This is a genomic window from Thalassospira lohafexi (assembly GCF_002844275.1).
Taxonomy (GTDB): domain Bacteria; phylum Pseudomonadota; class Alphaproteobacteria; order Rhodospirillales; family Thalassospiraceae; genus Thalassospira; species Thalassospira lohafexi.
The window spans coordinates 169,400-182,125 of record NZ_NXGX01000003.1; the positions used below are offsets into that span (position 1 = coordinate 169,400).

General features: G+C 54.5%; 10 protein-coding genes. 2 read left to right on the plus strand and 8 right to left on the minus strand.

The genetic code is table 11. The features are described 5' to 3' along the window. Window positions 1-10: 10 nt before the first annotated feature. Window positions 11-1,024: an ABC transporter substrate-binding protein gene (locus COO92_RS07720; protein ID WP_101301176.1), complete on the minus strand. Its 1,014-nt coding sequence runs from the start codon at window positions 1,022-1,024 to the stop codon at window positions 11-13. Window positions 1,025-1,244: 220 nt separating this feature from the next. Here COO92_RS07720 and COO92_RS07725 point away from each other — a divergent pair, with 220 nt between their 5' ends. Further along, complete coding sequence (locus COO92_RS07725; RefSeq protein ID WP_101301178.1) at window positions 1,245-2,453, plus strand: GAF domain-containing sensor histidine kinase; 1,209 nt, start codon at window positions 1,245-1,247, stop codon at window positions 2,451-2,453. Then, window positions 2,434-3,153 (plus strand): response regulator transcription factor, encoded by a 720-nt coding sequence (locus tag COO92_RS07730; RefSeq protein WP_101301180.1) that lies wholly within the window; start codon window positions 2,434-2,436, stop codon window positions 3,151-3,153. Before COO92_RS07725 ends, COO92_RS07730 begins: the two co-directional genes overlap by 20 nt. Window positions 3,154-3,312: 159 nt before the next feature. Here the strand turns inward: COO92_RS07730 and gyrB are convergent, their stop codons facing one another. The 7 genes from gyrB to mutM form a co-directional block, all read right to left on the minus strand. Then, on the minus strand, window positions 3,313-5,769 hold the full coding sequence (gyrB, locus tag COO92_RS07735; protein WP_101301733.1) for a DNA topoisomerase (ATP-hydrolyzing) subunit B: 2,457 nt from the start codon (window positions 5,767-5,769) through the stop codon (window positions 3,313-3,315). Window positions 5,770-5,789: 20 nt separating this feature from the next. Then, window positions 5,790-6,950 carry a DNA replication/repair protein RecF gene (gene recF / locus COO92_RS07740; RefSeq protein WP_101301182.1) on the minus strand — a complete coding sequence of 387 codons (1,161 nt, stop codon included), beginning with the start codon at window positions 6,948-6,950 and terminating at the stop codon, window positions 5,790-5,792. Window positions 6,951-7,013: 63 nt separating this feature from the next. After that, window positions 7,014-8,132, minus strand: coding sequence for a DNA polymerase III subunit beta (gene dnaN, locus COO92_RS07745; protein WP_101301184.1), 1,119 nt, complete (start codon window positions 8,130-8,132; stop codon window positions 7,014-7,016). A gap of 323 nt (window positions 8,133-8,455) precedes the next feature. Then, on the minus strand, window positions 8,456-9,994 hold the full coding sequence (dnaA, locus tag COO92_RS07750; protein WP_101301186.1) for a chromosomal replication initiator protein DnaA: 1,539 nt from the start codon (window positions 9,992-9,994) through the stop codon (window positions 8,456-8,458). Window positions 9,995-10,385: 391 nt separating this feature from the next. After that, window positions 10,386-10,646: a 30S ribosomal protein S20 gene (rpsT, locus tag COO92_RS07755; RefSeq protein ID WP_101301188.1), complete on the minus strand. Its 261-nt coding sequence runs from the start codon at window positions 10,644-10,646 to the stop codon at window positions 10,386-10,388. 186 nt (window positions 10,647-10,832) lie between these two features. Beyond that, window positions 10,833-11,609 carry an enoyl-CoA hydratase gene (locus tag COO92_RS07760; RefSeq protein ID WP_101301190.1) on the minus strand — a complete coding sequence of 259 codons (777 nt, stop codon included), beginning with the start codon at window positions 11,607-11,609 and terminating at the stop codon, window positions 10,833-10,835. A gap of 222 nt (window positions 11,610-11,831) precedes the next feature. Next, complete coding sequence (gene mutM / locus COO92_RS07765) at window positions 11,832-12,671, minus strand: bifunctional DNA-formamidopyrimidine glycosylase/DNA-(apurinic or apyrimidinic site) lyase (protein WP_101301192.1); 840 nt, start codon at window positions 12,669-12,671, stop codon at window positions 11,832-11,834. Window positions 12,672-12,726 lie beyond the last annotated feature (55 nt).

The window sequence follows — 12,726 nt, forward strand, 5'->3', positions numbered from 1 at the left end:
TCCTATCGCCTTACTTCGCAGATTCAATCAGGCTTTTCGCGTCATCGAGCGAGTATTCCACATTGGCAACCGAGCCAACCGGCGTTTCAGCAAGAATCTCTTCGAGCGTGTCCTGATCTACGCGCAGGAATGGCACGGTCAGGTCTTTGGGGACTTCGTTGCCATCAAGAACCTGCTGAGCAACCCAGAACGCCAGCGTACTGACACCCGGCGCAATGGAAAGAGATGTGGTTTCATACCCATTTTCATCTTTCTGTTCTTTCCACCAGTCCAGTTCATCGCGACGGTTGCCCATAACGATGGTCGGGGTCGGACGGTCTGCTGCGGCAAACGCCTGAGCCGCACCGTATCCGTCGCCACCCTGCGTTACGACAGCCTTGATTTCCGGAAGGCTGGGAAGAATACCGGCAACGGCCTTCTGCGCGACATCCTGTGCCCAGTCACCATGCACGGACCCAACAATCTTGAAGTCGGTGTTGGCAACTTCTTCGTGAATACCAGCACTGATTTCATCATCAACAAACACCCCGGCAAGCCCACGGATTTCAAGAAGATTGCCGCCTTCCGGGTAGCGTTCTGCAAGATACTTGACCTGATCGCGACCCATTTGTTTGAAGTCGACCGCAATACGCCATGCACATGGTTCAGTCACGATACCGTCAAAGGACACAACCGTAATACCAGCATCGCAGGCCTCTTTAACCGCACCATTGATTGCGGTTGGCGATGCAGCGTTTACAACAATTGCGTCATACCCCTGCAAAATCATGTTCTGAATCTGGGCTGCCTGTTCAGTCGCCTGATTTTCCGATGTGGTGAAGGCATCAGCCGCGGCAACGTGACCATCTTCGATTGCCATGTAGGCAACCTTTCCCCAGCTTTCCAGCATGGCTTGACGCCAAGAGTTACCGGCGTAGTTATTTGAAAGAGCTATCTTTTTTTCAGAAGTGTCGGCCATTGCTTGACCAGAGACCAACACAAAGGTCCCGGCAACTGCGCCGAGAAGCATTGACTTGAGTTTCATTTTTCCTCCCTGACGTGACTGCGCCACGTCGTGACTTGAACGAGCCGTTTTGAACGACATTTGATTTGTTTTATCTTTAGAAAGGCGATTTTGGGTTATTGCATTTAAACCGTAAAGAGCACTCACCGCACCAATGCTGCGGGACCACCCCCCTATATTGCGGGTTCCCGCAAGACAGTCCTGCCCTATCGCAATATGATGACTGACGGAGGAAACATTCATGTCGGATCTTGCCCATTATCTGCGCATTTCCAATCTTCTTGCAGGCAATCTAAATATCCACACCGCATTGGGGTCCGTGAAAGCCGAAATCGACAAGATTATTGAATTTGATCATCTGGATATCTGCTTAACGGACACAGACAAGACGTGGAACACGTCCTATGAAGTCGGCCTTCAAACAACCTGGAGCACCTCCAGAACGTTGGTAAGGCAGTCGCCGGTGCGTGATATTCTTTTGGGAAAAACCGATCACCTTCTGACGGGCAATGCTCTTAATGATCCGCGGTATGTTTTCCCCGGTGCGGAAAGTGCCCCCATCCTGCATCACGAATTTCGCAGCCGGGTCAATGTCGCGATGAAGGTTCTGGGCGAAGTTGTCGGATCGCTTAATTGTTCGTCGAAAAAAGAAAACTTCTATGACGAACGTCATGTCGAGCAGGTCCGCATTCTGGCCGATATGCTGGCACCTTATTTTTATGCGTTGCGGGCCAATGAAAAGGCCAACACAGAAGCGGTATTTCGGGCTCGAATTTTGGCGCGCGAGGAAGGGTTAAGGCTTGGGGCGCTGAGCTTAACTGATGCGCTCGAAGCTGAACGTCAACGGATCGGGATGGATCTGCATGATCAGACACTGGCCGATTTGACGCGCATCGCACGCGATATCCGCCCGGGCCTGACAACTGTGCAGCATCATCGCCTGCAGCAGCAGATACAGAACATGATCCAGGACTTGCGCGACATCATCGACACATCGATCCCGACAATCCTTGAACTTTTTGGTTTTCAGCATGCGGTACTGACCCATATGGAGCGGGCCGTCAGCCGCGATTGCACGCCACAGTTTGACGTCGAAGACCAGACAGGCGGAAAGGTCGACGCATTACCCGAAACCACCCGAATTGCCATTTTCCGGATATGTCAGGAAGCCATCAATAATGCCGTACTCCATTCAGGAGCAACGCATATTTCGGTTGTTGCGTCGTGTCAGGATCCGCGCGGAGATTTGAAAATCGAGATTTGCGACAATGGCCAATTCCAGACCCGCACAGGAAAACCCGGCAGTGGTTTCGCCCATATGAAAACCCGCGCGCACCTTATAGGTGCAAAGTTTGAACACAGTACCGAAGATGGGACGCGAATAACCGTAAAGCTGCCTCAAACAGCACAAGAAGCCGAAAGGGCCGAACATGAAGATTTTGCTGGTTGAAGACGACAAGATGCATGCCGATTTCCTAAAGGAAATTGTCGAAAATGCCCTGCCGGAACTCAAGGAAATCCTGATTGCGCGGGATGGTAAAGAAGCCGAAGTCCTTGCACAGCAGTCCGGAACGACGGCCATCGTGATGGATCTGCGCATGAAGGAACATAACGGGATTGATGCCGCCAGAACGATCTGGGCCCGGCGGCCGGACACCCGTATTCTTTTTTGGTCGAACTACTCGGACGAGGCCTATTTACGCGGCATTGCCCAGATTGTTCCCAATCAAGCGGCTTATGGGTATGTGCTGAAAACAGCGTCACAGGAAAGAATGCATCTCGCCTTGCGGTCCGTCCTGATTGAGGGACAAATCGTTGTTGACCGCGAAGTGCACCAGATACAGAACCAGCAGATGCGGTCACGCAATACCCTGACCGAGTTTGAATATATCATCCTGCTTGATATCGCACTCGGCCTTCCCGACAAGGCCATTGCGACACGGCGAAAATTATCACTGCGCACCGTTCAGAACCGGCTGCTGTCGCTTTACAGCAAACTTGATGTCGAGGCCCTTGATCAAAACCATCAGGACATTGTACTCAACAAACGCGCGCGTGCGGTCTCAAGCGCCATTGCCAGAAAAATCATCAACCGCGAAGGCTTGGCTGCGGCAGACAAAGAACTGCGCACTTGGCTGACCCAAAGATAACAGACCGATAAATCACGACCGTAACATCGACCCCATTAGACAGTCCCGATGTGCACGAGATTGTTGAGCTCGAAATCTTCGTCACACATACCAAAAAACGGGCCAGCTTTTGCCGACCCGTTTCCAGTTTTATGCGTCAATTCACAAGACGGCCTGACGTTACACGTCGAGGTTGGCAACCTTAAGTGCATTCGACTGAATAAAGTCACGGCGTGGTTCAACCACATCGCCCATCAAGGTCGAGAAGACTTCTTCGGCCTCATCGGCGTGATTGACTTTGACCTGCAAAAGCGAACGGACATTCGGGTCGAGCGTGGTTTCCCAAAGCTGATCGGGGTTCATTTCGCCCAGACCTTTATAGCGCTGTACAGAAATGCCACGACGGCCAAATTCCATCACCGCGTTGACCAGATCGACCGGACCGTTGATTTTCCAGCTTTTGTCCTTGGCAACGAATTCGGCACCCTTTTCAAAGAGTTCACGCAATTCGCCCAGAATACCGGCAAGGGCGCGGGCTTCGACGGACCGTAGAATATTGCCATCAATCACGTGGCGCTGCTCAACACCGCGCAACATACGCCACAGAACGATTTCGTCCTGCGGAGCTTCGCCGTGCCAGCCGCGATCATAATCTTCTTCGAGGCTATCAAGATGCTTGGCCAGCGTTTCTGCGGCTTCGCGGCGCTTGGCATCGTCATCAAGCAAGGCCGGGTTGAGTGCGCCTGCAAGTGTTGCCTGCTCCAGAACCGAAATCGGCAGTTTAAGCGACAGCGGTTCAAGCAGCGACTTGGCTTTGCGCGCCAGTTCGACCACCCGCACCAGATCAGGACCGGCAACCTGCACACCACCGGTCAGGGTCAGAACGGCTTCTTCGGTACCCTGTGCGGTCAGGTACTGTTCCATTTCCCGGTCGCCCTTAAGGTACTGGACCGAGTTACCGCGCTTGGCGCGATAAAGTGGTGGCTGTGCGATATAGAGATAGCCACGTTCGATCAGTTCAGGCATTTGACGATAGAAGAAGGTCAACAGCAGGGTTCGGATATGCGCGCCATCGACGTCAGCATCGGTCATGATGATGATTTTGTGGTAGCGGGCTTTTTCAATGTTGAAGTCATCGCGCCCGATCCCCGTCCCCATCGCAGTAATCAGGGTACCGATTTCCTGACTTGAAAGCATTTTGTCGAAACGCGCACGTTCAACGTTAAGGATTTTACCACGCAGCGGCAAAATCGCCTGGAAACCACGTTCACGGCCCTGTTTGGCCGAGCCACCTGCGGAATCACCCTCCACGATGAACAGTTCGGCTTTGGACGCATCGCGTTCCTGACAATCGGCAAGTTTGCCCGGCAGTGACGAAATATCAAGCGCACCCTTACGCCGCGTCAGCTCACGCGCCTTACGGGCGGCTTCACGTGCGGATGCGGCCTCAACCACCTTGCCGACGATCTTGCGCGCATCTTGCGGGTGTTCTTCAAGCCACTGAGCGAGCTTGTCATTGACGATGTTTTCAACAACCGGGCGGACTTCGGATGACACCAGTTTGTCTTTGGTCTGCGACGAGAATTTCGGATCAGGAACCTTGACCGAAATCACACAGGACAGCCCTTCGCGCGCATCATCGCCCGACAGATTGACCTTTTCCTTTTTGGCAATACCACTTTCCTGCGCATAGGAATTGATCTGACGGGTCAGAGCCGCACGGAAACCGGCCATATGCGCCCCACCGTCACGCTGCGGGATGTTGTTGGTAAAGCACAGCGTGGTTTCGTGATAGCTGTCGTTCCACTGCAACGCCACTTCGACGGTGATGCCGTCTTTTTCGCCGACAATGACAATGGCTTCTTCGATCTGACGGGTTTTATTGCGATCAAGATATTCGACAAACGCCCGAATACCGCCTTCGTAATGCAGCTTTTGTTCGACCGGCTCGCCGCTTCGTTCATCACGAAGCGTCAGGATCACGCCAGAGTTCAGGAACGCCAATTCGCGCAAACGGTGCTCAAGGGTCGGGAGATCAAAATCCGTCATGGTGAAAATTTCACCATCTGGATAGAACGTTACCTCGGTCCCGGAAAGCGGTTTGCCGTCTTCGGTCAGCGGCGCATCGCCGACAACTTCCAAAGGCTTGATCGCATCGCCACCGGAAAATTCCATGTAGTGTTCTTTGCCATTGCGCCAGACGCGCAATTTCAAAAGGGTCGACAGCGCGTTGACAACGGAAACGCCCACCCCGTGCAAACCACCGGAAACCTTATAGGAGTTTTGGTCAAACTTACCGCCGGCGTGAAGCTGGGTCATGATGACCTCGGCCGCGGAGACGCCTTCTTCTTTATGCATGTCGGTCGGGATACCACGACCGTTATCGCGGATGGTCGCCGAGCCGTCACCATTGAGCTGTACCCAGACGGTATCACAATACCCGCCCAAGGCTTCGTCAATCGCGTTATCGACGACTTCATAGATCATGTGATGCAAACCGGTTCCGTCATCGGTGTCACCGATATACATGCCCGGGCGTTTACGCACCGCTTCAAGGCCTTTGAGAACCTTGATCGATTCTGCACCGTACTCCTGCACGACTTCGGCAGTATTCGGGGCTTCTGTTTCGTTGGTCATAGCGTCAACAACCTCGGCATTCACGGAGTGGTTTCTAGGGTCAGTGTGGCATCTTCCACGCGGAAAAATTGCGCACGACCGTCCAAACCTTCAAACAGCGCCCGGTCCGTACCTGTCATCCAGGCTTGGACGCCAAGCGCCACGATTTCATCAAACAGGTGTTTGCGGCGTTCTGCATCCAGATGCGCAACCACCTCGTCAAGTAACAGCAGCGGGCCAGCCCCGCGTGCTTTTGTCTGCAGGCGGGTATTGGCCATGATGATCGCCAACAACAACGCTTTTTGTTCCCCGGTGGAACATTGATCGGCTGACTGGCCCTTTGCATCGTGCCACACCAGAAGATCACTGCGTTGCGGGCCAACAATCGCCCCGCCATAGGCTCCATCACGTGACCGTCCGTCGCGCAATGCCGCCCGCATTTTGTCTTCGACCTCAACCGCCGGAAGATTTTCCAGCCAGCTTTCAAGATCCCCCGCCAGCGCCATGCGCGCCGCAGGAAACGGTCCGACCGCCATGGTCCCCGCCCGGCTTAAACGCGCCAGAAGGTCGGCTCTGGCGACGGCAACGGCGATTCCGTGGCGCACCATCGAGTCTTCGATAGAGGCCAGCCATTTATCATCGCCCTTGCCTTCCTTAAGCAGCTTTGCGCGACTGCGCAGGCTATGCTCGTAGGCGGCAACCCGGCTGCTGTGTTCTGGATCAAGGCCATAGACCAGTCGATCCAGAAACCGCCGCCGTGCCGATGGTCCGTCCAGAAACAAACGATCCATTTGCGGCGTTAACCACACAGCGGCACAGACCCGACCCAAGGATGCCTGACCGCGTTTTGTTTCACCGTCAATGCGAACCGCCCGGCGTTCACGTCCCTGTGCAAGGGCTGCCGGGTCAAGGCCACTTCCGACCTGAAAGGCACCATCTGGCGTTTCCAGATCGGCCGAGACGGCCCAAGCGCGGGTTTCACCATCCGGGTTTGCGGGAAAGTTCCGCGCAATTTCACCCAGTTTGGCGCGGCGCAAACCACCGCCTGGCGACAACAGCGACACCGCCTCAAGCAAGTTGGTCTTGCCCGCCCCATTTGGTCCCGTCAACACAACCGGCGTGCTGTTTAACGATAGCCGCAAGCTTTCGTAACAGCGAAATTCGCTCAGCTGGATGCGGGAAACTGCGAGACGGTTTGTCATCGACGCACCGTCTCTTGGCATGAGGTTATTGGCAAGAACAGCCACTGTGTTGTGCGCTTACCGTCAAACACGCATCGGCATAAGAACATACAATGCCGAAAGGTCATCGGTATCGCGAAGGATGGTCGGCGACGATCCGTCCGACATCAGAAGGTTGAGCGTATCGCCCTTGACCTGTTTTGCGATGTCGAGCAAATAGCGCGAGTTAAAGCCGATTTCGATATCCTCGGCGTCATAATTGATTTCAAGTTCCTCGGACGCAGTCCCATGTTCCGGGCTTGATGCCGAAAGCGTCAGAGTCGTGCCCGAAAGAACAACTTTGACCGCGCGCGATTTTTCAATCGAGATCGCCGAAACACGGTCTACCGCATCGGCAAAGCCCTTGCATTCGATATCAAGCGTCTTGTCATTGCCCGACGGAATGACACGCTCGTAATCGGGGAAGGTCCCATCGATCAGCTTGGAGGTCAAAATCGCCTTACCGAAACCAAAACGGATTTTGGTATCAGACATGGCGATATCAACTGCCTCGCCGGTTTCATCAATCAGTTTACGCAATTCCCCAATGGTTTTGCGTGGAACGATGACACCGGGCATGTTTTCCGCCCCATCAGGAAGCGGTGCCTCGACACGCGCCAGACGGTGACCATCGGTCGCAACCGCACGCAGGATTTTCGTCCCTTCGGCGTCGGTGGCGTGGAAATAAATCCCGTTGAGGTAATAGCGGGTTTCTTCGGTCGAGATCGCAAATTCGGCACGATCAATCAGGCCGCGCAGTTCCGCAGCAGCCAGGCCAAAGCTGACCGGCAGATCGCCACCCGACATGACCGGGAAGTCATCGACCGGCAGCACAGCGAGATTAAATTTCGACCGACCGGCCGACAGGGTCAAACGACCTGCACCCGGCTCAAGCGAGATTTGCACTTGCGAGCCTTCCGGCAGCTTGCGGACGATTTCATACAGGGTATGTGCGGGCGTGGTCGTCGCGCCAGCTTCAGCAACTTCCGCGGTCGTTGTTTCAACGACCTCAAGGTCCATATCCGTGGCGGTCAGGGAAAGCTGGTCGTTCTCTGCCCGCAGCAAAATATTGGACAGAATCGGAATGGTGTTGCGGCGTTCGACCACACTTTGAACATGGGTCAGCGATTTCAACAGAGCCGCGCGTTCGATGGTCAGCTTCATGCCCGTCCTATCCGTCTGTCAGTATTGGTTTAACAACTTGATTTTTAATAGGTTTTCTCACCTGACCCCCACCCTTACGGGTGAGGAAGAGGCATTATAACATGCATGTCGGGAAATCGAAGGATTTTTACGGCCTAAACCCAAGCAAATAAAAGGAGTCGACACCCCAAAAAACACCCAAAACGCGCAAACCAGCGCATACCGTGCGACTCCCGGTTTTTCGCATATATTTCAGGCCGGAAAACCCATTGGATTCATTGCATAAAACCCAACAAAAAAGCCGCCTGTTTTTGGCGGCCTTGATGAAAAATATCAAACAGCGATCACCCTTCGAGCATCCGCCGCAAAAGATCGATGTCTTCTGACAATGACGGATCAGTGGTGTGCAGTTCTTCGATCTTGCGCACCGCATGCATGACGGTCGTGTGATCGCGCCCGCCAAACTTGCGTCCGATTTCGGGCAGTGAATGGGTTGTCAGTTGCTTGGACAGATACATGGCCACCTGACGTGGACGTGCAACCGCACGGGCACGGCGGGCCGAATGCATGTCCGATACCTTGATGTTGAACTGTTCGGCGACGCGCTTTTGAATTTCCTCAATCGACACCCGGCGCTCGGATGCGCGCAGGACGTCATGGAGAATATCCTGAACCATCTCAAGGCTGATCTCGCGACCGACCAACTGGGAATGGGCAATCACGCGGTTAAGTGCGCCTTCAAGCTCACGGACGTTGGCCGTAATTTTATGGGCCAGGAATTCCATGACGCGCTGGGGCAGCTCAACCGCCTGACGTTCCGCCTTGGATTCGAGAATCCCCAGACGCAGCTCATAAGTGGTCGCATGGATGTCGGCCACAAGGCCCGATCCAAGACGCGAGCGCAGGCGCTCTTCGATATCTTCAAGATCAGATGGTGACTTGTCGGCAGACACAATGATCTGACGCCCCTGATCCACCAGCGCATTGAAGGTGTGGAAGAATTCTTCCTGGGTCGAGTCCTTGCCCGAGATGAACTGAACATCATCGACCATCAGAACATCGACCGAGCGGAACTGGTCTTTGAAATCAACGGTGTTTTTGTCACGCAACGCGCGGATAAAGCGATACATGAACTTTTCGGCCGACAGGTAGATCACTGTGCGGTGCGGCTGTGTCCGGCGGATATGCCAGGCAATCGCATGCATCAGGTGGGTTTTACCAAGACCAACCCCGCCATACAAAAACAGCGGGTTGAACGGCACCGATTCGGCCTCGGCCAAGCGGCGCGCTGCGGCGTAGGCAAACTCATTTGGCTTGCCGATGACGAAATTATCAAAGGTGTAGCGCGGATCAAGGGCTGCTGAAATGCCGTCATCTGACATGCTGGCAATTGCCGTGCGGCCATTTGACTTTTGCGGATGGGCGGGCTGCTGCGCGGTATTGGCCGCACTGCTGGTCCGGGAATTTTGCGAGTCGCGATAAGACGCATTTTGCGCCGGACGGGTTTCGGTCGCATCAGATGTGCGACGCGCGCCCGCAGCCCCGGCATTGGCCACAGAGACAATGTTGATTTCGATGAAATGAACATTGGGGTCTTCGGCGTGCCAGAAGGCCTGAATACGGTCCAGATAGTGCTGCGTCACCCAATCACGCATGGCCCGGGTCGGCGCGCCCAACCGGGCCACACCGGCTTCAACACCGATCAGGGCAACAGGCTCAAGCCAATAGCGATACGCCGTTGCGCCAAATTCGGCGCGCAGCTTTTCACGAATGACTTGCCATGTTGCTACCGCATGATCGTCTGGTGCTGCCTGCTGCTCACCCGACATCCCCCCACTGGTCTGTCCGAGAGCTGATTGCGTTCCCCTTGCGGCGTGCTGCACTGTTAGAACCTTTCCCCGCTATCCCAATTTCAACACCAACAAGACTGCAAAAGACAAAACAGTACTGCACCGCGTTCATCACGTTTGTGATCAACACGCTGGTCTTCCGCACTATCCTGGAAGCGTACTCGCGCCTTTTGTTTTTTGGTTCTTCGTCACGGACCGCTTTGCGCGGCCTGCGAAGTCGCAACACTGTACTGATGCGACCCACATCAGGCAAGGCGATCTTTAACAGAACGTTAAAAGGATTTCGGGACCAAAACGGCCCTTGATTCCTGCGGTTTTTTGCGCAAGCGGAATCATGGAACAAAAGGTGATTCACCGAAATCCGGGCAGCGAAAAGGCCGCACCAGAGGTGCGGCCTTCGACTCGCCATCCCGTAAGGGATAAATTAAAGCGCTTTAATGCGTGCAGTCAGACGCGAAACCTTGCGAGCAGCGGTGTTCTTATGCAGAACGCCAAGCTGTGCGCCACGCGCCATTTCCGGCTCAGCGATTTGCATCGCAGCCAGAGCAGCATCTTTGTCGCCAACGTTCAGCGCAGCTTCGACCTTCTTAACGTAGGTACGAATACGGCCGATACGTGCACCGTTAACGATTGCACGGGCGGCGTTGCGGCGAATGCGCTTCTTGGCCGATTTATGGTGAGCCATTGCGAACCTGTCTCTTCAAACAAATGTTACGTAATTCGGAGCGCGGCTTATAGCGCCGGGCGCACCCCTCGTCAACCCCCGATACCGTCCTAGCGCCTCATTTTCTGCGGCTTAGGAGTCTTTGGGGCTGCAATACAGATATGCAGCCGTGGAATCAGGGGTCAACTTATAACGATCCCGGCACAATCAACGGTGCTTGAAATCAGCTTTTCTCTTTTCCACAAAGGCTTTCATGCCTTCTGCGCGATCTTCAAGCGCGAAGGTCGAATGGAACTCACGCCGTTCGAACATCAGCCCTTCGGTCAGGGTCATTTCATAGGCCTTGTTGACCGATTCCTTGACCTTCATCGATACCGGCCCCGAGAAGGAGGCGATTTTTTCGGCCAATTGCATGGCTTCATCCATCAGCGAGTCGGCCGGAACGATTCGCGCCACCAATCCGGCACGTTCGGCTTCCTCGGCATCCATCATCCGCCCGGTCAGGCACATTTCCATGGCCTTGGCTTTGCCAACCGCACGTGTCAGACGCTGCGTCCCACCCGCACCGGGAATGGTGCCAATGGTGATTTCCGGCTGACCGAACTTTGCGGTATCGGCCGCCAGCATGATGTCGCACATCATGGCCATTTCGCAGCCACCGCCGAGTGCGAATCCGGCAACCGCCGCAATGGTCGGCTTGCGACAGCTTGCAACACGAGTCCAGCCTTTGGTGATGAAGTCGTTTTTATAGACATCCATATAGTCGTAATCAGCCATTTCCTTAATGTCGGCACCGGCGGCAAAGGCCCGGTCCGATCCGGTAATGACGATGGCACGGATGTTGTCATCGGATTCGAAATCATCAAGTGCAGCGCCGATATCGTCGATCAAGGCCGCGCACAGCGCATTCAGCGCCTTGGGACGGTTGAGGGTGATCAGCCCGACATTGCCCTTTTTCTCCGCGATGATGTTTTCGTATGTCATGCCTTAAGATCCTTTTGTCGCAATCAAGGCCCGCATTTTTCGGGGCCGATTCGCTTGAAACCATATTTTGATACTGTTTTACCGATTTTAACGGCAGACCGCAACCGGACGTCTGTATGGATGGGTATATTTCAGGTGAACCAGCAAAGAAACCAGCACACCCATCCGATATATTTGGGCGGGGTACGCAAGAGGGAGAACGATGTGCCGTCTGACAGGATGTTATCGCTGACAGGTCGGGCAGAAGAATGTTGAACGTCCGGCCTGCACCATGCGTTCGATGGTGCTGTCACACTCCGGCGCGTTGCAACCATCGCCTTCGCGGCCATACACCCGGAAATTATGCTGAAAATAGCCAAGCTCGCCATTGGCCTGACGATGATCCTTCAGGCTTGATCCGCCCGCAAGAATAGCATCTTCAAGCACAAGTCTGATTTCACGGTACAGACGGTCGATTTCCGCAAGCTTGAGGTCCTTTGCCAAACGGTTCGGCGCAATGCCCGACCGGAACAGGGCTTCGCAGACATATATATTGCCAAGCCCCGCCACCAGCTTCTGATCCAGCAACACGGTTTTGATCGGGCTGGCCCGCTTGGCGATCCCGGCCGCCAAGACCGCCGAGTTAAACGCATTACCAAGGGGCTCAGGCCCAATGCCCGCCAGCATTTTATGACTGGTCACCTCATCAGCGGCAATCAGGGTAATCACGCCAAAGCGCCTTGGATCGGTAAAGCGTACGACCGCACCACCTTGCATAACAAAATCAACATGATCGTGTTTTTCAGGTGCAGGCACCGCGGCAGTCCGGTCATCATGGATCGTCATGCGTCCGGACATGCCCAGATGGATCAGTAAAACCTGTCCGTCATCAAGATAGCCCAGAATATATTTCGCCCGACGGGTCAGCTGATCCACCTTGCGCCCGGCCATCCGGTCGACGAAGTTTTCCGGGAAGGGGAACCGCAGATTGGGCCGACGTTGCACCACATGGTCAATAACATGGCCTTCCATCACGGGGGTCAGGCCTCGTGTAACTGTTTCGACCTCTGGCAATTCGGGCATCTGCGTCCTCAATCTTTAACAAAGCGGATACCATATCTAGATGCCGGTCCAATGA

Excerpts from the sequence above, each read along its gene's own strand:
- COO92_RS07720 (WP_101301176.1), bottom strand. The coding sequence starts at position 1,024 with ATGAAACTCAAGTCAATGCTTCTCGGCGCAGTTGCCGGGACCTTTGTG.
- COO92_RS07725 (WP_101301178.1), top strand. The coding sequence starts at position 1,245 with ATGTCGGATCTTGCCCATTATCTGCGCATTTCCAATCTTCTTGCAGGC.
- COO92_RS07730 (WP_101301180.1), top strand. The coding sequence starts at position 2,434 with ATGAAGATTTTGCTGGTTGAAGACGACAAGATGCATGCCGATTTCCTA.
- gyrB (WP_101301733.1), bottom strand. The coding sequence starts at position 5,769 with ATGACCAACGAAACAGAAGCCCCGAATACTGCCGAAGTCGTGCAGGAG.
- recF (WP_101301182.1), bottom strand. The coding sequence starts at position 6,950 with ATGACAAACCGTCTCGCAGTTTCCCGCATCCAGCTGAGCGAATTTCGC.
- dnaN (WP_101301184.1), bottom strand. The coding sequence starts at position 8,132 with ATGAAGCTGACCATCGAACGCGCGGCTCTGTTGAAATCGCTGACCCAT.
- rpsT (WP_101301188.1), bottom strand. The coding sequence starts at position 10,646 with ATGGCTCACCATAAATCGGCCAAGAAGCGCATTCGCCGCAACGCCGCC.
- COO92_RS07760 (WP_101301190.1), bottom strand. The coding sequence starts at position 11,609 with ATGACATACGAAAACATCATCGCGGAGAAAAAGGGCAATGTCGGGCTG.
- mutM (WP_101301192.1), bottom strand. The coding sequence starts at position 12,671 with ATGCCCGAATTGCCAGAGGTCGAAACAGTTACACGAGGCCTGACCCCC.